Genomic DNA, 22,249 nt, shown 5'->3' on the forward strand with positions numbered 1-22,249 from the left:
CCTCCTCTTTTTAGATATTATGGACGATTCTTCACTTTTTAATCATATTTTTACAAATTTATTAACCTTCAAATCATTCTGGAAATTCAGCATTATGATAAATATTTCTTTACTTGTACTATTTAAATTCTAGATCCAATGTATCTAAAACTTTTATTCGTTATCATATTTAGATATAAAATTTTCTATATCTTCTACTGAAATATCTTTTTCTTTATCTAATCTATCTAATTTATTATCAGCCACATATCCAAATGTAGGAACCCAATCAATTGATAAATCTTCCCTAATCTTTTTCAACGTTTCATCATCGTTGTCTTCTGTATCTATATAAAATATTTTTAATTTTTTATTTGCTGCAACTTCTTTTAACTTTGGAACGAAATCTTGGCAATCAGGACATGTTGATCTTCCAAAATAAACATATGATTTGTCCACTTGAGATAAATCTCCGTTCCAAGTATAAATATCTAATTTTTCAAAGTTAGATACAACTTCTTCATAAGTATCTAACTTATTCTGTTGTTTAAAAATAATTGGCTTTACAACAAAGAAAAGACCTACTAATAACAATAATAAAGCAAAAATTAATATTAAATATTTCTTTTTCATTTATATATCACCTCTTTAAAACATTTATATAGGGTTAATCATATTTCTTAATCTTTATGTATCACTTAAATTTTCCAGTATCATTTTCTCCTCTTTGGATATTTATTGTTATGAAATATCAACATTTTAGAGAAATAACTTTACTACTTATAAGCTCAATGTTTCTCTCCACATGAACTTTTTCATTACCACTATAAGCATTAAAAAACAACTTGTGTTTTGCTTTGGTAACAAATTTCATTCTATGTTAGATAGTTTAATTTAAAACATCTCAAACTTATCCCTCCTTTACTCCAATTATATACTAATAAAGGATATATAGCCATATAAAAGCTTATTCTATACAACTTACTTATTCTTTCAATCTTGTAATTATCGCTTAGTAATCTCCATATTATCTTGTCCCAACAACCTGCTTAATGAATATATCCCTTTATAGTTCTAGCTGTATAATTCCGCATAGTAATGTCGTATATATATTCTCTTAATACGTCTTTAACTAACAAAAACACCTCCTCAATCACACTATTGCTAGTATTAACTAACATATAGCATAATTAAGGAGGTGTATATATACCTTAATCCTTGTGTATATATCTTAATTTTTAAATAGCTTTTTTAACACAATACCTTAACCTTCAAATCCTTCTGGGAATTCAGCATTATGATAAACGTTAGATACATCATCATCATCTTCTAATCTATCAACTAACTTTTGTATTTTAGCTGCCGTTTCCATATCTACAGCTGTATAATTATCTGGAATCATAGTAATTTCAGCTGATAAAAATTCTAATCCTTCTGCTTCTAATGCTGTTCTAACAGCTCCAAAATCCTCAACAGCAGTTGTTATTTCGAAAACATCTCCTTCTGAAGAAAAATCTTCTGCACCTGCATCTAATGCAAGCATCATAATTTCATCTTCATCAAGATCATTTTTTTCAATAACTATTTCACCTTTCTTTTGGAACATCCATGATACGCATCCTGTAGCTCCTAAATTACCATCACATTTTGTGAAATGTGATCTTACATTACCTGCAGATCTATTTTTATTATCAGTTAATGCTTCTACTACAAAAGCAACTCCGCTTGCACCATATCCTTCATATGTAATTTCTTCATAATTAACATTTTCTAATTCACCAGAACCTTTTTTTATAGCTCTGTTTATTGTATCATTAGGCATATTAGCTGCCTTTGCCTTTGCAATTACATTAGCAAGTTTAACATTAAGGTCTGGATTAGATCCATCCTTAGCTGCCATGGCTATCTCCTTACCCAATTTAGTAAAAATCTTACCTCTTGCAGCATCATTCTTTCCTTTTTTAGCCGCTATATTATGCCACTTTGAATGTCCTGACATATTAACCCTCCTATTTTAACTCTTAACTTTAAATCTATATATTATTTTAAACTTATTTATATACCAATTACAAGGGAAATATTATTATACCTCTGGATATAACCTATTTTCCATCTTATAGTAATAAATTTCATCATCTTCTCTTATAACAACTTTACCATTAGTTGCTTCAATGACACTTTTCTTAACATCTTCTATTATAGCACTTTCAAAATATATTTTAACCTCTACTTCATCAGTAAATACCGAATCCTCAATATACCAATTATTAGTACCACAAAGATACTGTATCTTACCATATAAATCATAACTCAACTTGAAATAAACAGCCCTACCTAAAACCTTCTCTACAGGTTCTCCAGCTTCAAGAGCTATAGCTGCTCCATGAGAATAAGCTCTAACTAAACCACCTGTTCCTAATAACACACCACCAAAATATCTTGTTACTACAACGGCTACATTAGTAAGACCTTTTTTCTTTATACAATCAAGAACTGGAACCCCTGCTGTACCTTGTGGTTCTCCATCATCACTATATCTTTGAATGCCCATATTCTCACCAATTATATAAGCATATACATTGTGAGTAGCCTGCTTATGCATAGCCTTTATCTTATCAACAAAAGCCCTAGCCTCCTCCTCAGACTCAACCCTCTGCGCATAACCAATAAACTCAGAACGCTTTTCTTCAAATCTATCCTCACCGTACTTCAATATCGTTTTATACAAAACTAGACCTCCTTTGTCAGTGCACATTCAATTATTTTTCAAGTTTATTTATTCCTACTTTAAATCCAAATTTCCAACTTAACCATGTTACTAAAATCAATAATAACATATAAATATATTTTAATATCGGTATACCTATTATAACAATAGCTACATGAATTAACGCAATAAACCCTATAATAAAAATTAATGCAAATGATATGCCATCATCAGAACTTTGTTTTACTTCATTAAAAGGCTTTGAAAATGGAATAGCTTTATTTATAAAATTAAATGTTAATACAGAAATTATTAAACTCACTAAAAGCATAATTATTATATCTGGAATTATTCTTATCCCAAATATAATAATAAAAATAATAGCCTCAACTAAAAATATAGGTAAATATAATCTTACTATAGTACCTTTTAAAACACCTTTAAAGAGAGGTGTTAAATCATCTGTAGTGATAAGTTTAAAAATCCAAGCACCTTTATATTTCCCTGAATATTTTATCATCATAATTATTGTTGGTAGCATTATAAGTGAAAAATACATAAAGAGATACATTTTTCCACTTCTTATAGCACTAAAACTACGATCTTGAAATTGTTGAATCATCATTATAAATGGAAATATTATAGAAAATCCTAAGGAAGGATACACTTTTAATTTAAATTCTCTCTCATTTCGTATCATATCTTGTGAAAATCTGAAAAATATTTTTTCTTCTTTATCTCTGCAACAAATATTTTCTAACACCTTACTTAATCTTCTTTTCTTAATCTTAACTTCATCAGTATTATTATCAAGTTTTTGCACATACTCTTCCATCTTATTAGATGTCCTAATATAAACTAATGCTAATATTATAGGGATGAATACTGCTAGTAATGATAAAATAATATATTGTACCTCTAAATGTCCAGATATTAAATTAAAAGGTGCTGCAAACCATATAGGAATCATAAAATAATGCCAAAGTTTAGGTACAAATTCAATATTTAAATCTGTAAAATCAAAAACTCTGCATACTAATTGATATCCTACAGTAATAACTAATATAAGGACTATTTGAACATAATTTATTATATCTTTTAACTTTTCACCATCAAAGAATTTCAAAATAAGCAAATAAACTAATGTAGTAATTACTATCATCATTATACTTATTAAAATCATTTCAAATATAAATAGCAATAAATCTATTACGCCATATTTCATCACTATAACTATTGACGGTACTAACATTAACGATAAAACTATCCTAACCATATATGTTATGATATGTATAGTTTTTGCTAATGTAACATTCTTCGTTTCAACAGGTTTTGTACCAATAATCATTTTATCTCTAATATCAAGAATTACATCTGAAAAATTTGAAATAAGATCGGTAATTATCATAAACATCATCATTGCAAATAATAATGACATTTGAAACATAATATTATTACCAAACAAAAATACTAGGGAACAACATGCTCCTATAAAAATATTTATACCCATACTTAATAATGAATAGTTTTTTCCCTCTTTTTTAGCTTTATTATTAAAAAGAGTAGGTGTTTTCCTACAATCTAAAGTTAACTTAATCTGTAGTATTTTTCTTACAATTTCATAATTGAATCCGAATTTGCTAATTACCCCTTTAAACTTATCTAGAATTTTAAGTGACATAAATTCTTTCATAAACTTACACCTCTTTTATTACAGAAACAAATTCTTCTGCTATTGCTTCATGATTATTAAATCCAGTAAGTTTATTAAATACTCCCTCAAGGGAACCTTCCTCTGACTTATTCTTTAACTCATCAAAAGCTCCATTAGCCACTACTATGCCATCTTTTATAAGAATTATTCTATCACTTATTTTCTCTACCACATCCATAATATGTGAAGAATAAAATATTGTCTTGCCCTCTCTAGCTAGTACTGATAACATCTCTTTAACTACCATTACACTATTAGCATCTAAACCACTTAATGGTTCATCTAAGAATAAAACATCTGGATTATGAAGTAAACTAGAAATAATTAATACCTTCTGCTTCATTCCCTTTGAAAAAGAAGATATTCTTTTATCATAAACATTTCCAATATCTAATATATCCATAAGACTTTTAGCTTTTTTGTCAGCCTTATCATACTCCATTCCATATAACTCTCCAATAAAAGTTAAATATTCTCTAGCAGTAAGATTATCATAAATATCTGCAACCTCAGGAACATAACCTATTCTTCTCTTGTAATTAATCTTATCTGTAGATATATCAGTACCTAAAATACTAACCTCACCACTATATCCCTCTATAAGACCAAGCATTATCTTAACAGTAGTGCTCTTTCCAGCACCATTAGGACCAATGTATCCAATAATCTGACCCTTACCGATTTCTAAATTAATCCCCTTAAGAACCGCCTTACTACCATAACTCATCCTTAAATCTTTTATCGAAATCGCTACATCCCTCTCAATATTCATTAAAAACCCCTCAATTCCTTTTACTTTTTTACTATATTTTAACATACAGTCCCTTACTTGAATATAAACTCTATATCTAAATATTGTTATTTTTTGACGCCTAAATATTTATTAATTTTTTATATATAAAGCTATTATACTTAAGTGTTGTTATTAAACTATAATGCAATTTTATAATTCGCAATTCACAAAGCGCAATATACTAGTGAATAGTGAAAGTTAATTTTCCCCTTAGAGGGAAAATATTATAAGTCCTGCAAACAGCAGAATTTCCAAACATTATTCACTACCTCACCACTACTTAACTAGAACAGATGCTAATATCAACTTTGACTATATCTTCGTCACATATATATCATGCTACATGAAATCGCAACTTTCATTAGCTCCCTGTAAGACAACATTATAATATCATTTCTAATTATAAAATAAGTCTCAATAACAAATTAACGACACCACACTCATAATGCAAGAAATTCCGCAGGAATTTCCACCATCACTGTGCACTGTTTAAGTACTTATCACACGCCATAGAAATTCCTTTATTTCTACTATTCCTTCTTATCTCCTGAACCTTATCTTTATGGCCATCAGGATTTATGGTAATTAAAGCCTTAACAGCATAGGCAACTACTTGTGGATTCTCATCTTCCAATGCTCTAATTACTGCCGCTTCACCTTTTTTACTCCCTATCTTAGCCATTGCAGAAAGAGCCATTCTTTTTACATTAACAAATTTATGTACAGCACCTTTAATAAGAACATCCATAGCTTCTTCTGCTTTTAACTCTCCAATTATCCATAATGCTGTCTCTTTCTCTTTTGAATAGAGATTAACATATTTTTTTCTTATATAATCTATTAATTGATCTTTAATATCCTTATCTAACATATTTAAAGTATGTATTTTATCATCTTTTGGTGTCTTACAAAGCTTATCTAATAATTCTTTTGGATTGCTGGCTTTTTCTATTACTTTATACTTCATTTTACCTTCTACAATATGCCTCTGTATTTCTTCTTTAGGAAGTCTTCTTATTGCCATAAGGTTTTTTACACTATACCCATTAAGAAAAAGATAATATGTTATTTCTTCTTCTGTAGCTTCATGAAGATTATCTAAATTTATATTAATAAACCCCAAGTTCTTCATATAATTCCTCAAAAGCCTCCCTTAAACAAATAATTCCTTTTTTCATTTCATCTTCCTTCACACTAGAAAACGATAATCTAAAATACTTATCACCAATCCTATAGTTATTATAAAAAAGTACTGCTGGTGTTATAAGTATCTCTTTATTTAAGCAATAATTAAACAGCTTTCTAGATGATATTCTACTATCTAGTATTTCGCAATATATAACTAAACCTCCATTAGGTTTATGAAATTTTATATACTTTGATAAATTTTCTTCTAAAAGATTTATCATCATATAATACATATCTTTATAATGATTCCTAAGTTCCTCAATATATCCTATCCAATACCCCTTACTAATATAATTATCAAGTGTTCTTTGCATAAGAGATGATGTTAAAACATCAGTAGAAATTTTTGAACTTTCCACAGAATCCTTTATTCCTTTAGGTAATATCATATATCCTAATCTTATACCTGGTGCAAATATTTTTGAAAATGATTTTATATATATAACTCTATCATAAACATCCAATTTCTTTATTGTTATATACTCTTTTTTATCATAAATAAGTTCTGATAAATAATCATCTTCTATAATATAAAAATCATATTTTTCAGCTAATTCCAATAATTTTTCCTTCTTTTCTTTAGAATATGAAACCCCAGTAGGATTTTGAAAATAACTCATAAGATACATAGCCTTAATTTTATTTCCTTTTAAAATCTTTTCAAGCTCTACAAGATTTCCTCCATCAGATTCCATATCTATCTCTAAAATACTACTTCTTCTAGATGTAAATGCATAAAGTGCACCACCATATGTAGGCTTCTCAACTACCACTTTATCTCCTGGATTTAAAAGTACCTTTGCTATAACATCAATACCTTGTTGAGCTCCAGATAGAATAAGGATATCCTCTTCTTTAACTTCTCCATTCCAAAACACTTTAGAAATATTACTTCTAAGTCCAGAATACCCTGTAGTATCATAAGAAGTTAACGCATTTATACCATCTCTATCTATAACCTCATTTATACACTTTTTAAACTTTTCCACAGGAAAATATTCATTATTAAATCCTTCTCCTACAAAATCTATATATACTTTTTTATCTTTATTATTGAGCCTATCCTTAATTATTCTTGAATAATCACTTTTGAAATTTTTAGTTTTCCCTCTTCTCTTACAATAAGTACCTGACCCCATCTTTTGGTATGCATATCCAAGTAAAACTAATTTCTTATATGCAGCTACAATAGTATCATTATTTACTCCTAATTCCTTAGCATATTTTCTTATTGGTGGTAATTTTTCACCTTCACCTATTTTCTTATTTTCAATAAGACTAATTATATATTCTGATAATTGTATATACTTAGGTTTTTCGTCTTTCTCATTAAACTTAAAAATATATTTATTCATATATAAAACTCCCTATATAAAACTCTAGGGACTAAACAAATTAAAACTTATAATTTGCAAGTCCCTATTACTAATAGCAAAGATTGTTATTTCCTTCTATATATAATAAACATTTTCCTTGAATAAAACTTCATCATCAAATTTATATTCTCTAAAATCTCTTTTTACTATATTTTTATTCCATAACTTATCTAATATCTCTTCTACCTCAATATTAAAATCTACAAAAAGAGGATCTTTTTTTATCTCTGAAGAAGATAAAAATCTATCTTGCTCCTTTATATATCCTAATAATAATCTACACATAGATTTTAAGTTTAAATCTACATAATCCCATAAATAATCTAAACACTGATTTATACTCTTTTTAATATCTTCTTTTCCATATACAAACTTGTCTACATACATCTTAAATTCATCATCCAAATTTATAGCCATTGTTAATGCATCTTTACTTATCATATATCCAGAATAATTTACATATAATTTAGCAAAACTCTCTAGACATTTGTTCATAGATACATTGGCAAGATATACTGAACCATTTCCTAATTGTTTTTTGCAATTCCCCATGCTTTTTAAAAATTCTCCCAAGTACACAATATTCCATCTTTCTCTATCCAAGTCTGGATAATATCTTCCGTCATCATATCTTTGAGTGATTTCCTTATCTTTTGAGAAAACTAATTTCGATGATGCAAAAATTCTATGAATAAATCCACCTTTTAAATCTTTTTCATGTAAATTTATAAACTTTTTTTTCCCCATTAGTTTTATGTGAACCGGAACACCTTTCTCATCCAAATGAACATTCTCAATGTCATCAGGTCCATCTTTAGTTATAACAAACAAATCTATATCAGACTCTTCCCAGAGATCCCCAGACACCATTGAACCAAAGACCATAACACCTATAATATTTTTTTTATTTTTAAGCTTATCTATTATAGAATTATATGCTTTTTGATATTGTAATATAGTTCTTTCCACAACGGACCCCCCTTAAAATCAAATAAATAAAAATTCACATAATCTTATTATAATACATATTTAATCATTTTTTAATATAATTTGTTGTTTTATTAAAAACTTCCTCATCCACTGTTGCTACAATTCTTGTACCGTCTTCTAAATATTCTTCTTCTTCAACAATAGACGTTCTATGAATGTATGAAACTGCACTAGAATCAGTATATGGAATCAAATATTCTACTTTTCTCATAGTAGATGGTATAACTTCAGTTATTTTTTCCATAAGATTTTCTATATTAATTTCATTTTTAGCACTAATTTTTACTATAGGTAAATAATTAAATTTTTCTTCCAACTTAGAAACTTGATCTTCATCTATTATATCTATTTTATTAATAACTAATATTTGTGGCTTATCATTAGCATTTAATTCTACCAATACCTCTTCTACTGCCTTTATTTGTTCAAAAACAGCATCAGAAGATCCATCTACAACATGAAGTAATAAATCTGAATAAGTTACTTCTTCTAAAGTAGATTTAAAAGCCGCCACTAAATCATGCGGAAGCTTTCTTACAAATCCAACAGTATCAGTAAGAGCTGCTATCCTTCTATCCTTAAGTTCTATAGCTCTAGTAGTAACATCTAATGTAGCAAAAAGCATATTTTCTGCAAATACATTTTCTTTATTTAAAGTACTATCTTTCGCATATTTTATAGCTAATAAATTTCTTAAAGTTGACTTACCGGCATTAGTATATCCTACTAATGATATTTTGGGCATATTAGCCTTATTTCTTTTTTCTCTTTGAACAGATCTATTTTTTCTAATCTTCTCTAATTCTTTGTTTAAATCATGTATATTTTCTCTTATTTTTCTCTTATCTATCTCAAGCTTCTTTTCTCCCGGACCTCTAGTTCCTATACCTGCTCCAGTTCTAGACATAACTACACCTAAACCTAAAAGTCTAGCTGATCTGTATTTTAACTGAGCTAACTCAACTTGTATTTTAGCTTCTCTTGTCTTTGCTCTTCTTGCAAATATATCTAAAATCAAAGTTGTTCTATCTATTACCTTTGCTCCGATAATAGATTCTAAGTTTTTTACTTGAGCCCCAGAAAGCTCATCATCAAATATTATAACGTTGGCATCATAAACTTGTCTTAGTAGTGATATTTCTTCAGCCTTACCACTACCTATAAATGTAGCTGCCTCTATTTTACTTTTCTTTTGTAATACCTTATAAACTACTGTAACATTACAAGCAAAAGCAAGTTCTTCTAATTCATCTAGCATTTCTTCACTATCTGTTGATACTAATATGGCCTTTTCCTCTTCAACTTCTTTTATCTCACTAGATTTCAACGTTTCTTCAATATAATGTACTTTGTCTAAATAATCAAATCTTAAAATTTCTTCTATTGTATTATTATACTTTTTCTCTACAACTAAATTATTCTCATAAACACCACAAAATCCTAAGGAAATATCCTTAGCTTTTCCATCTTTAACACCAATAGCTGCCATTACATCTAGCTTCAACTTAAGTAATGCAGAAATATCTATAACAGATAAATGTGAATTACCGCTTGGATGAGTATGAACAACTCTAACACCACTAAGTGATTTTTCTTTTATATCTATAACTGGAAGTTCAACACTTTCAGCATTTCCCACTGATATACCTAAAATATCGCCTTTTCTATTAATAGAAATAGATACTTCTCTATTTATTAATTCTGTTATTTTACACATAACACTTATAATTTCTTCTGTAATAAATTCTTTCTTAGGAACTTTTATGTTATATAATTCTTCTAATTCATTAATATAGGAATTTTTAATTCCTTCTAGATTTCCATATATCATAAGAAATTCACCTCCTATAAGGTAGTTTTAACATTTTAAATATAATTCTATACTATAAGAATACTATTGTAAATAAATGAATTTCTTTAAAAAGATTAAATCATTTATAATATTAAAAACAGTTATATTTTACGAAATTTTATAGTAAAATTATGTAATTAAATTTTGAAATTTTACTAATTTCTACTAGTGCATTCTCAAGATATGTTTTTATAATTTTAGAAATATGATATAATTTCTTTATATTGTTCTTTTGAGGAGGATAAATAATGAGCAAAAGTGAAAAAAATACTGATAAATCAAAAAAGAACGTATCGACAAAACCTAACAAAAAAAACGATACAAAATCGAATAAAAATACAAATGCAAAAAACTCAACTGTAAAAAATGCATCTAAAAATAGCAATACAGGTAAATCAACTTCTAAGTCTACATCAAAAAAGAGTAGTCCTAAGAAATCAAATAAATTCATTACCTTCTTAAAAATTGCTCTTATATCAATATTTATTATTGGTTCAATTAGCGCAATAACATTTTCATTATATGCTAGTTCAATAATAAGTTCTGCTGCTCCTCTAAATGTTGATGAAATTGTAACTATTGGAGAACCATCAACTTATTATTCTGATAATAATACTGAAATAGGTAGTGTAGCTACCATGACAAAAACAAAATTGGTAGCTTATGATGATATGCCTCAAAATCTTATAGATGCCATTATTTCAATTGAAGATGAACGTTTTAATAAACATAATGGTATTGACATAAAGAGATTAGCAGGTGCTGCTGTTAACAACCTTAAAGCAAAATTAACAGGTAGTGGTGGTAGACAAGGTGGATCTACTCTTACACAACAGCTTATAAAGAATAAATTATTTATGGATGATGCATTAAATAATAGAAATGAAATTACAAGAAAAGTTTTAGAAATATATTATTCTATTAAACTAGAAGATACATTAAGCAAAGATGAAATTCTTGAAGCTTACTTAAATACAGTAAATTTTGGAGGCCAAAATGTAGGGGTTGGTATTGCCGCTGAAAGTTATTTTACAAAAGAAGTAAAAGACCTTTCATTATTAGAATGTGCTTTTCTAGCAGGTATGCCACAAAGTCCTGGTTCAAATTATCCATTTAATGAAGGCTTTGAAGATATGGCTATCAATGATAGACCTTATATACAAAGAACTAAATTAGTTCTTATGAAAATGAAAGAACTTAATAAGATAAGTGAAGAAGAATATAATACTGCAATGAATCAATTAACTACTGAAGGTGTTCCTTTTAATCAAAGCGCTAGTACAAGTAATAATAGACAACAATATGAGTTTTTCATTCGTCCTGTTGAAGAACAAGTAAAAAATGACTTAAAGAAAAAATATGACTATGATGATGATTATATAGAAAATCTTTTAACTACTGGTTCTCTAGAAATATATACAACTATGGATAAGGATTTACAAGACTATGCACAAGATATAGTTGATAATCCTAGTAGCTATTCTCCTCTTAGAGGTATAGACTTCTATGTAGATGATAATGGTATCTCCCAACCTCAAATTGGTGGTAGCATTGTAGATTATACAACTGGAGAAGTAAAAGTTATTATTGGTGGAAGAAATATAGAAGATATGCCACCTTTAAGTATTAATAGGGCTATGACAAATATGCAAACAGGTTCTTCTGCTAAACCACTAACAGGATATGCTCCTGCTATAGAAGAAGGAATTATAACTGCTGGTTCAACACTAAAAGATACTTCTCTAACTAACGAGGAATTAAAATCTACTGGATATTCAGAAACTCCTGCGAACTGGTATACAAAGAGCAAGGGGGATTATGGTCAATTAACAGTAAGGCAGGCAATTAGAACATCTTCCAACTTAACTGTCATAAGGGCTGTAAATGAACTAGGTGTTGAAAAATCATTTGAATACGGTCAAAAACTTGGTCTTGGTTTAAGTGAAAGTGATAAAGGAGTCGCTGCATTAGCTCTAGGTGAACAAACATATGGTACTACACCATTAAAAATGGCTGCTGCATTTGGTACTTTTGGAAATCAAGGTATGTATACAGAACCAAGATTATACACAAAGGTAGTAGATAGAAATGGAGCTACTATATTAGAATCCACAACTACTTCACATAAAGTATTTTCACCTGAAACTGCTTTTATAACTTATGACTTACTAAAGGCACCATTAACTTCTGGAGGTAAAGTTACTCCTACTGGTACAGCAGCAAACTTCAGAAATGATTTAAATCTTGCTGGTAAAACTGGTACTTCTGAAAGTTCTAAGGTACTTACTTTTGCTGGATTAAGTCCTTATTATAGTGGATCATTATTCTTATATTATGATGATCAAAGTGGAAACAACTTTAATAGTGCTAGTTCAAGTTCAATCTCCAATGCTTGGGGACTTATAATGGAAAAAGCTCATGAAAACTTACCTGGAAAATCAATAGCTCAACCTTCAAATATAGTTTCAGCGTATATTTGTGAAGAAAGTGGATTATTGGCAAGTAAAAACTGTAGCTACGGATATACCGAATATTTTGTAAAAGGAACACAACCAACAAAATATTGTACTTCACATAAAACAAAAGTTGAAGAAACAAATAAAGATAAAAACAACAATAAAACTAATACTAATACTACTGATAAAACTGATACTGATAAAACCGATACTGATAAAACTGATACTGATAAAACTGATACTGGTACCACTGACACTACTAATGGTAGTACTGATACCACTGATACTACTGATAACTCTAACGGTTCTACTAATACCAGTGGTGGCACTTCAAATACCACTGATACTAGTCAACAAACTACAAACTAATTAAAAAAGTGTTGCAGAGTAGCTAAGCTATTCTACAACACTTTTTTACTTCTATCTAATATATACTTTAATGCTTTCATAAGTACTGGTGATCCTAATGAAATATCATCTTTTCCGTGCATCTTTCCTACATCTCCAATACCAACTATAATTGGTCTAACTTTAAATTGTTCTATAACATTTATAGTATCACCATAAAAATTCTTATCTTTTTGTTCGTTACCGTATTTATCAACAGCCTTATCACTAATTTTTAAGTTTTTTGTTACAGATATATCTACCTCTATTGGTGAGCCACTAAAGGTATTTGATGCAACTGCAACTATTCCTAACACCTCTATATCTCCACTTAATAATAGGTGAATAAGATTTTCCTCTCCTCTTCCATAGTCTCTAGAACCTTTATCATCTACCATTACAAGTACAGGTTCCAAAGGTGCTTCTTTTATATAACTTATCAAAGTATCACTATCTATATTAGAGGGATTCCCTGCTGATAAAGAAATACATCTACCTCCGATTTCTCTTGCACAATACTCAACAGAACGTCTTGCTACATTATCTCCATCGGTTATAATAATTACCTTCTTCATAAAATTACTGCTTTGTTTTAGCATTAAAAATCAATGCCATAAGATAACCAAATACTATAGCAGCTGTTATTCCTCCTGCTGTTCCGGTTATTCCACCTGTAAAAGCTCCAATCAATCCGTTTTCATTTACAGCTTTTATAGCGGATTTTGCTAGTGAATAACCAAACCCAGGTAGTGGAATTGTAGCTCCTGCTCCTCCAATATCAATAATATAATCGTATATATTTAATGCACCTAAAAATACTCCTGCTGTTACAAATACAACAAGAATTACCCCAGGAGTCAAATTTGCCACGTCCATTAATATTTGACCTATTACGCAAATAAGTCCTCCTATTATAAAAGCCCATAAATATTCCATCTTTATCACTCCATTTCTAAAGCAACTGCATGAGCTATTCCAGGTATTGATTCACCTTGTAAACTAGATGTAGTACTCATAAGTGCTCCTGTTGACATAAGTAATACTTTCTTAAATTTCTTTTTAAGCATTTCTTTATATATATATCCGCAATCAACTACAGCTGAACATCCACATCCACTACCTCCAGCACAAACAGTATTATCCTTAATAAAAATCTGATCTCCACAATCAATATAGTTTTTAGATATATCATATCCATATTCCTTCATAAGTTTTACCATTAAATCTCCACCTACAGAACCTAAATCTCCTGTAGCAATTAAATCATAATCACTAGGATTTTTACCTGTATCCTCAAAGTGAGCCTTTAACGTATCTACTGCTGCTGGAACCATAGCTGCTCCCATATTATTAACATCTGTTATATCATAATCTTTTACTTTCCCAGTAGTAATAAAAGTAACTACAGGCTTTCCTTTAGTTTTTTTATTACTAACTAACATGGCCCCAGATCCTGTTACTGTCCACTGAGAAGTAACCTTTCTTTGAGCTCCATATTCTAGCGGAAATCTAAATTGTCTTTCTGATGAAGAAAAATGAGATGATGTTGTAGCAATAGCATTAACAGCAAAACCCGCCTCTACCATTAAACTTGCTAAAGATAAAGATTCCGTCATTGTAGAGCATGCCCCATATAAACCGAAAAAGGGAATATCTATGTCTCTTATGGCAAAATGTGATGCTGTAAGCTGATTTAATAAATCACCACCAAAAATATAATTTACTTCTTTATCTTCTAATTGAGCTTTACTTATTGTTTCTACAATAGCTCTATTCATCATAGAAGATTCAGCTTTTTCAAAGCTATCTTGCCCATTAGTATCATCAGTTAAAATTATGTCAAAATACTCTGATAATGGACCGGCACCTTCCTTAGGTCCTACAACAGATGTTGTAAATTCTATAGAAGGCTTCAAATCCATTTGTATAGTTTGATTTCCTATTCTTTTTCCCATTCTTTAGCCTCCAATAAAGTAATAAATTATTCCTACTATTACTGATGCACTTATTCCATAAACTAAAACAGGACCAGCAATGGTAAACATTTTAGCTGCTACACCAAATACATATCCTTCTTTTTTAAATTCTATAGCTGGAGAAACTATAGCATTGGCGAACCCTGTTATAGGAACTACAGTACCTGCACCTCCAAAAGTTGCAATTTTATCGTATATTCCTATTCCAGTAAGAAGTGCACCTAAAAATACCATAACCATAGGTGTAATACTGGCTATATCCTCAGTAGAAAACTTTAGATACTCTAAAAAATTCATAATCCCTTGAGCAATAACACAAATAATTCCTCCAACTATAAAAGCAAATATACAATTTTTAAGTAAATGTGGCTTTGGTTTATCACTTTCGCTCAAATCCTTAAAAACCTGTTTTATTTGCTCCTCTTTAGCCTTCATAAAATCACCTCCTATTTTAGTATTTTCAAAAGAACATTTTTAATACACAGTTTTTCTTATCCACAATATCACTGATACAAAAAAAGAGACCATCGCATTAACAAATAATAATTTGTTAGCGAGGACTCTTCCAGTGCACAGTTCACAGTATATGTTGGTATAGTTCTTTATTCCATATCATTTCTTTTTCTTCTTTTTTTCTTTATAAACTTCTTCATCAAAATCATCTCTCATAATTTTAAGGACCTTTTTTTCTATTCTTGATACTTGAACTTGACTTATTCCAAGTAATTTTGCTACTTCACTTTGAGTTCTATCTTTAAAATATCTTAGTATTATTATCTGTCTTGATTTCTCATCAAGATTTCTAAGTGCTTCTTTTAATGCTATTTTATCTGTTAGTTCCTCATCTTCTGAACCACTTTCACTTAATTTATCTATAAGTAACACAGGAGAACCATCATCATGATGAATTACGTCATATAAATAATTGATATTATTCATTGATTCTGTAGCCATAATAACTTCATCCACTTCTATATCGCATCTTTCTGCTATTTCTTCAATTGTAGGATCTCTTTTTAGTTCTTTCACTAACTCTTCTCTAGAAAAGTGAATTTTCTTTCCTATTGTCTTTAAATTTCTGCTGACCTTAATCATTCCGTCATCTCTTAAAAATCTTTTAATTTCCCCCATAATCATAGGGACAGCATATGTAGAAAATTTTACATTAAAATCCGGATTAAAATTTTGTACAGCCTTAACTAGTCCTAAAGAACCAATCTGAAAAATATCATCATATTCATATCCTCTATTAAGAAATTTCTTAGAGATAGCATTTACTAGTGGCAAATTTTTTTCTATTATTATATTTAAAGCATCGCTATCTCCTTCTTGAACCTTCCTTATAAGTTCAACATTCATCTCATAATTATTATCTTTTAACTCCTTAGAGGTTGCTCCCTTTTCCGTAATACTCCCTCCCTTCTAGCTTAATAAAAACTATATAGTTTTCCTAAGTGTTATTACTGTCCCTTGTCCTTCTCTAGATGAAACCTCCATCTCATCCATAAAAGTTTCCATAAGGGTGAATCCCATTCCTGATCTCTCAAGATCTGGCCTTGATGTATATAAAGGCTCCTTAGCTTCCTCTATATTTTTTATACCTACTCCATTATCTATTATTTTTATAGTTAATCTATCATCTTCTAGTTCACATTCAATATAGACTTCCTCATCGTCTCGTCCTTCATATCCATGAATGATAGCATTAGTTACACCTTCTGATACTGCTGTTTTTATATCACTTATTACATCTAGAGTTGGATCTAACTGAGAAACAAAAGCTGCCACTGCTACCCTAGCAAAAGCCTCATTTTCAGACTTACTAAGAAACTGAATTTTCATTGTATTTTTCATTTTTTACCCCCCTAAACTATTTTCTCTAAAGCATCTTCATCATTTGGATAATACGGTATTATCTTAAATAATCCAGATATCTCAAAAATCCTTTTTATTTTATCACTAAGACATGTTATACAAACAATACCACCTTTTCTTTGAACCTTTTTATATCTTCCAATAATAACTCCTATCCCTGAACTATCCATAAAAGATACATTGCTAAAATTAAAAATAAGATTTTTAAACCCCTTTTCCATAGTTACATCTATTTCTTCTCTTATTTTCTCTGCACTATGATGATCCAATTCACCACTTAGACTTACAATAAGTGTATGACCACTTCTTTTGAATCCTACATCCATCTCATCCCACCCCTAATAATATAATTCACAATTCATAATTTGCAATTCACAATTTTGGTTGAAATTTCTTTCGAATTTCTCTAATTGTATAATTTAGTACTTTGATTTTTGTGAGAGTATGCTTTTTACCTAAAAGGTAAAATTGCAACTATCTATCCATATATATCCATAATTAAGTATTATGTATTCTAGTTGTAAGACTATATACATCATTTTCACCTGTAAATTAATAATTATGAATTAGTATATTCTTTATTATAATATATTTTCCTTTTATTTCCAATAAATATTTTATCTTTGCTTTTAGTATTACCAAAAGAGTGAGATTTTATACATATCTATTCACTATTCAATCTTACTTATTCTCTAATTTTCCTGTGCCATGAAGCTCACCACTACTTAATTAGAACAGATACTAATATGAACTTTAACTATACTTTCTCATACCACACAAATCTAAACCAAACTATATAAAAGTGCAACTTTCATTAGCCTACCGTAAGACTATGCATTTATGAAATAAACCTTTATAACAAACTAATGACACCATACTTATAATCTCATAAATTTCCACCTTGATTGTGAATAAAAAAAGGTCACCCTAAAGCAACCTCTTAAAATCTTCTTATTAATCTATCATAAATTTAGTTGAAAGACCACCATCTAAAACTTTTCTTGAAAGTTCTTTAGCCCCTTCTAATGAATGTTCTTTATAACTACCACATTGCACTTCATTAGCTGCTGGTATTTCTTCTGCTTCTAAAACTTTATTTAATCCATATTTTAAAGCTTCTAGAACTTCTTCAGGTTCTACCTCTCCCCATACAGTTAAATAAAATCCTGTTCTACATCCCATTGGAGATAAATCAATAATATTCTCCATCTTGTCTCTCATATTTTCAGCTAATAAATGTTCCATAGTATGAACAGCTCTCATGTCCATTAACTCTTTATTTGGTTGTACGAATCTTAAATCAAATTTAGAAACTACATCACCTTTGCTTCCTTTAAGTACACAACATCTTCTTACAAACGGTGCTCTAACTTTTGTATGATCTAATGAAAAACTTTCTACTTTATACATATCTGTCATCTCCTTTATTATATAATAACATTTTCTTTAATTATATTCACTTCTCTATCTGTAAAATTAAAAAACTTATATAAATCTTCTTCTTTTTTAATATCAAACTCTGTAGGAATGCAAAGTTTCATAAGATTATTAGGATAGTATTCATATAAATTTTCTCCTAATTTCTTTCCGAAAGATTTAAAATAAAATTCATATACATCAGAATTTAGAACCTTTAGTAAGTAATCATAAGAAAAAGGTCTATCTGTATTTAAAATCAATGCATATACATCAGCAGAGAAGAAACTTCCCTTATCTAGGGCAAATCTATTAGAAGGACTCTTATATGGTAATACTATTTTTTTACTTTCAAAAATACTTTTATTTCTCCCCCATTGAAGATGATACCAGTGTCTCATCCCCTTTTTTGTTTCTCTTCTATTTAAAAGCTTATCTTTATTTTTTTCTATAAACGATATAGCACCTTTATATTTCTCTACATCATCTATATCGTCTCCATAAATTATATATTTCTTCGTTTCCTTTAAAGAATATTTATTTATATCTGAACTCTTTATCCATGGGTGAATTAATTCCTTTTCAATAGAATACTCTTCTATATCACTATCTGTAATTACAAAAGATTTATCACAACCTGTAATTATACCTTGATATGAATTGCATATATTACCTAATGAACAAAAAGATTTATTTTCTATCTTATTAATTATATTCATTTCTTCTTTGCTTCTTAAAATCCAGCTTTTATCATTAAGCCATAAACTATTAACCTTAAAATTTTTAACTTTATCCTCATCAAATAAGTTTCTTATAAAGCTTATATTTTTAGATATGCTCTTAGGCTTAAATACATCTATTTCATAAACTCTCTCTTTAGAATTCTCTAAAAATATGATAACAGGATCAACGCCAATCCCCTTAAAAGGTCTTACACCATAATAATCTATTATCTTATATATTTTGCAAAATTCCTTTAATGTCTTACGCAATTCTTCACCTGATGGTGATTCTAAAAAATATCTCGACGTTATAAACGTCAATCTACCATTAGTATTTAATGATTCAATTCCCTTATGAAAAAAACAATAGGATAAATCACCTTTGTCTATATATACATTTTTATAAGCTTCCTTTAGTTTTTTAGAATATTCTTTATCAATAGATTTAATACCTACATATGGAGGATTTCCTAATACATAATGAAACTTTTTTTCCTCAGAGAATAAATAATCCACAGCTTTAAAATTTTCCCTGTTGATAAATCCAGAAATTGTGAATAAATCAATAATTAATGATTTTATAGCTATGTCATCTATATCATATCCATATAAATTGTTAGTAACTATATGCTCATCTATATTTTTAATATTAAACTTCTCTAATACTTCATTATTATTAAGAAATAATTTTCTTAAATATTTGTATGTAGAGATAACTATGCTTCCACCGCCACAAGAAGGATCTACTATCTTCACAAATGGATTTTTTAATATTTCATCATCCCTTAATGTCTCTTTAACTATATAGTCAGCTATCTCTTCTGGTGTATATACTACTCCTCTAGTTTTTTCACCTCTCACATAACTTGTATAATAGTTATCTGAAAAAGTCATATCATCTAGATTAAATTTTCGCCTAAAATTCTCTATAGCTATGTCCTTGTAATAATTATGAATATCTTTGTTAATAATAATATCAAATAAATTTTTAAGTTCAACAATATAGTTATCCATTACTCCTCCTTAGTGATGAAATACCTACGCAATACAAAATATTATAACTTAAATATTATGAAAAATAAAGAATGGAGTGTTATTATGAAAAAATCACTTATATCTCTTCTCATTGCAACAACTACTGTAACTTCAATGTTATGTAGCTTTCACCCTTACATATGCAATGCAGAAACAACTTCTACTACAGAATCTCCTTCTGTAGATTGTAATTCTTTAAGTAGAAAAAAAATTGGATTCGGTATAAAACATTGTAAAAATGGTGAAATCCCTTGTGCTGGAAGTGAAATAGACAATCTTCTTAATAAATATGATGGTCATTATCTCGGAAAAACCGACGGCAAAAATTTATATTTAACTTTCGATAGTGGCTATGAAAATGGTTATACAGAAAAAATACTAGATGCTTTAAAAAATAATAATGTAAAGGCAGCATTTTTTGTTACTACACCATACATGAAAGAAAATCCTAACATAATAAAAAGGATGGTAGAAGAAGGTCATATTGTTGGTAATCACACTACAACTCACCCCTCTATGCCTACTGTAACTGACTTTTCTAAATTCGAAAAAGAATTAGTTACAAATTCAGAAACCTTTAAAGAAATAACAGGACAAGAAATGCCTAAATACTTCAGACCGCCAATGGGAGAATTCTCTGAACTATCATTATACTATACAACTAAATTAGGTTATAAAAGTATGCTTTGGAGTTTTGCTTATAAAGACTGGGATAATAATAAACAAATGGATCCGTCAGTAGCAAAGAAAACTATAAAAGAATGCTTACATAACGGTGAAGTATTTTTACTTCATTCTGTGTCAAAAACTAATGCAGAAATATTAGATTCCGTACTAAAAGATTTAAAATCTGAAGGTTATACCTTCCATACTCTTGATGAGATGTAAACAAAGGAACTTTTACACGAAGAGTGTAGCAGTTTTTTCAGTAAATTTGATAGAGCAAAAGTAAAGCACAAGTATGAGGGCACAAGGCACAGAGATGGAGGAAATTCCTCTCAAAGAGGAATTTTCACCTTACTTGTGCCCTGTGCCTTCTAACCTGTGCTATGATAAAAGGAACTTTCGCTCACAAATTTTCATTTATTAATGCGACAACCGCTTTATCAAATATATCTTAACAAAATAGATTTCACTTCACCAAGAATTTTTTTCTTTCTTTCCTTATCTCCCATTTCTTGATTTTTTACTATTAATCCAAGAAAATTGAGCATTTCCTCATCACTAATTGCCTTTGATGCCCTCTGTTTCTCATTTATCACTGCATCAATGCTATACTGATCATATTCTCTTTCTTGCCACATGTAAATATAAAATAACCTATGCTTTAAATTACTGTACTTACTCCATCCACATTGACTATATAAATATCTGCTCATTGCTGACAATTGACGTATCGGAGTCACATCACCATCTTTAGAAACTATATCTAATCTAACCTGTATATAGTCCACTTTTACATCTAAAATTCTAACTTTTTTATTTGCACATCTATAATTAAAATACTCCATAGCAGCAAAAATATCACTATACTTTTCTCTAAAGTCTAAATTTTTAGTAGTAAATTTATTCGGTGAACTTAGCTTCATCATCACATCAAATACCTGTTTTTCCATTTTATTTATACCATCCTACAATTTACTTTTGATATTTTGATTTTTGACAATACCAGTTATTACTATACAGCTTTAGTGCAAAAAATCCCCATATTCATTAAATGTATTTCTACGTAACTTATTTATTTTTATGTGGTACTTAAACATGCTTAATGTAACTGTTAACT

The 22,249-nt window shown here is 29.0% G+C and carries 21 protein-coding genes; 2 read left to right on the forward strand and 19 right to left on the reverse strand.

Features of this window, described 5'->3' with window-relative positions; translation table 11 throughout:
• Window positions 1–153 precede the first annotated feature (153 nt).
• The 9 genes from CM240_RS16910 to hflX form a co-directional block, all read right to left on the reverse strand.
• A complete protein-coding gene (locus CM240_RS16910; RefSeq protein WP_051483795.1) occupies window positions 154–612 on the reverse strand; it encodes a thioredoxin family protein in 459 nt (152 codons plus the stop codon).
• Between the two features lie 631 nt (window positions 613–1,243).
• On the reverse strand, window positions 1,244–1,978 hold the full coding sequence (locus CM240_RS09990; RefSeq protein ID WP_044038919.1) for a YebC/PmpR family DNA-binding transcriptional regulator: 735 nt from the start codon (window positions 1,976–1,978) through the stop codon (window positions 1,244–1,246).
• Between the two features lie 84 nt (window positions 1,979–2,062).
• Window positions 2,063–2,707 carry a YigZ family protein gene (locus CM240_RS09995; RefSeq protein ID WP_084485411.1) on the reverse strand — a complete coding sequence of 215 codons (645 nt, stop codon included), beginning with the start codon at window positions 2,705–2,707 and terminating at the stop codon, window positions 2,063–2,065.
• Window positions 2,708–2,738: 31 nt separating this feature from the next.
• A complete protein-coding gene (locus tag CM240_RS10000; protein ID WP_044038921.1) occupies window positions 2,739–4,379 on the reverse strand; it encodes a hypothetical protein in 1,641 nt (546 codons plus the stop codon).
• Window positions 4,380–4,383: 4 nt separating this feature from the next.
• Window positions 4,384–5,172: an ABC transporter ATP-binding protein gene (locus tag CM240_RS10005; protein ID WP_044039885.1), complete on the reverse strand. Its 789-nt coding sequence runs from the start codon at window positions 5,170–5,172 to the stop codon at window positions 4,384–4,386.
• A 496-nt stretch (window positions 5,173–5,668) separates the two neighbouring features.
• Window positions 5,669–6,325, reverse strand: a complete 657-nt coding sequence (locus CM240_RS10010) for a HEAT repeat domain-containing protein (RefSeq protein ID WP_044038922.1) — start codon at window positions 6,323–6,325, stop codon at window positions 5,669–5,671.
• The gene (gene pdxR / locus CM240_RS10015; RefSeq protein WP_044038923.1) at window positions 6,303–7,736 is read right to left on the reverse strand and encodes a MocR-like pyridoxine biosynthesis transcription factor PdxR; all 1,434 of its coding nucleotides are present in this window, start codon (window positions 7,734–7,736) and stop codon (window positions 6,303–6,305) included. The genes CM240_RS10010 and pdxR overlap by 23 nt, the downstream gene beginning before the upstream one ends.
• 96 nt (window positions 7,737–7,832) lie before the next feature.
• Window positions 7,833–8,726, reverse strand: coding sequence for a nucleotidyltransferase domain-containing protein (locus CM240_RS10020; RefSeq protein WP_044038924.1), 894 nt, complete (start codon window positions 8,724–8,726; stop codon window positions 7,833–7,835).
• A 64-nt stretch (window positions 8,727–8,790) separates the two neighbouring features.
• On the reverse strand, window positions 8,791–10,578 hold the full coding sequence (gene hflX / locus CM240_RS10025; protein ID WP_044038925.1) for a GTPase HflX: 1,788 nt from the start codon (window positions 10,576–10,578) through the stop codon (window positions 8,791–8,793).
• A 269-nt stretch (window positions 10,579–10,847) separates the two neighbouring features.
• Here hflX and CM240_RS10030 point away from each other — a divergent pair, with 269 nt between their 5' ends.
• A complete protein-coding gene (locus CM240_RS10030; protein WP_051483796.1) occupies window positions 10,848–13,424 on the forward strand; it encodes a transglycosylase domain-containing protein in 2,577 nt (858 codons plus the stop codon).
• Window positions 13,425–13,456: 32 nt separating this feature from the next.
• Here CM240_RS10030 and CM240_RS10035 read toward each other — a convergent pair whose 3' ends face one another.
• From CM240_RS10035 to CM240_RS10075, 9 genes are all read right to left on the reverse strand, one after another.
• Window positions 13,457–14,017, reverse strand: a complete 561-nt coding sequence (locus tag CM240_RS10035; protein WP_044038926.1) for a stage V sporulation protein AE — start codon at window positions 14,015–14,017, stop codon at window positions 13,457–13,459.
• A 4-nt stretch (window positions 14,018–14,021) separates the two neighbouring features.
• Window positions 14,022–14,378 (reverse strand): stage V sporulation protein AE, encoded by a 357-nt coding sequence (gene spoVAE, locus CM240_RS10040; RefSeq protein WP_044038927.1) that lies wholly within the window; start codon window positions 14,376–14,378, stop codon window positions 14,022–14,024.
• 5 nt (window positions 14,379–14,383) lie between these two features.
• Window positions 14,384–15,397: a stage V sporulation protein AD gene (gene spoVAD / locus CM240_RS10045; RefSeq protein WP_044038928.1), complete on the reverse strand. Its 1,014-nt coding sequence runs from the start codon at window positions 15,395–15,397 to the stop codon at window positions 14,384–14,386.
• A 3-nt stretch (window positions 15,398–15,400) separates the two neighbouring features.
• The gene (spoVAC, locus tag CM240_RS10050) at window positions 15,401–15,853 is read right to left on the reverse strand and encodes a stage V sporulation protein AC (protein WP_044038929.1); all 453 of its coding nucleotides are present in this window, start codon (window positions 15,851–15,853) and stop codon (window positions 15,401–15,403) included.
• A 177-nt stretch (window positions 15,854–16,030) separates the two neighbouring features.
• On the reverse strand, window positions 16,031–16,828 hold the full coding sequence (gene sigF / locus CM240_RS10055; protein WP_084485412.1) for an RNA polymerase sporulation sigma factor SigF: 798 nt from the start codon (window positions 16,826–16,828) through the stop codon (window positions 16,031–16,033).
• A gap of 27 nt (window positions 16,829–16,855) precedes the next feature.
• Entirely contained in the window at window positions 16,856–17,272 is a 417-nt protein-coding gene (spoIIAB, locus tag CM240_RS10060) for an anti-sigma F factor (RefSeq protein WP_044038930.1), read from the reverse strand.
• 11 nt (window positions 17,273–17,283) lie between these two features.
• Complete coding sequence (gene spoIIAA, locus CM240_RS10065; protein WP_044038931.1) at window positions 17,284–17,619, reverse strand: anti-sigma F factor antagonist; 336 nt, start codon at window positions 17,617–17,619, stop codon at window positions 17,284–17,286.
• A 628-nt stretch (window positions 17,620–18,247) separates the two neighbouring features.
• Window positions 18,248–18,703 (reverse strand): S-ribosylhomocysteine lyase, encoded by a 456-nt coding sequence (locus tag CM240_RS10070; RefSeq protein WP_044038932.1) that lies wholly within the window; start codon window positions 18,701–18,703, stop codon window positions 18,248–18,250.
• 17 nt (window positions 18,704–18,720) lie between these two features.
• The gene (locus CM240_RS10075) at window positions 18,721–20,445 is read right to left on the reverse strand and encodes an Eco57I restriction-modification methylase domain-containing protein (RefSeq protein WP_044038933.1); all 1,725 of its coding nucleotides are present in this window, start codon (window positions 20,443–20,445) and stop codon (window positions 18,721–18,723) included.
• A gap of 84 nt (window positions 20,446–20,529) precedes the next feature.
• On the opposite strand from CM240_RS10075, the gene pdaA reads away from it, so the two are divergent.
• The gene (gene pdaA, locus CM240_RS10080; protein WP_044038934.1) at window positions 20,530–21,354 is read left to right on the forward strand and encodes a delta-lactam-biosynthetic de-N-acetylase; all 825 of its coding nucleotides are present in this window, start codon (window positions 20,530–20,532) and stop codon (window positions 21,352–21,354) included.
• A gap of 218 nt (window positions 21,355–21,572) precedes the next feature.
• Here pdaA and CM240_RS10085 read toward each other — a convergent pair whose 3' ends face one another.
• A complete protein-coding gene (locus tag CM240_RS10085) occupies window positions 21,573–22,082 on the reverse strand; it encodes a hypothetical protein (RefSeq protein WP_044038935.1) in 510 nt (169 codons plus the stop codon).
• Between the last annotated feature and the right edge of the window lie 167 nt (window positions 22,083–22,249).

Source organism: Clostridium bornimense (genome assembly GCF_000577895.1).
GTDB lineage: Bacteria > Bacillota > Clostridia > Clostridiales > Clostridiaceae > Clostridium_AN > Clostridium_AN bornimense.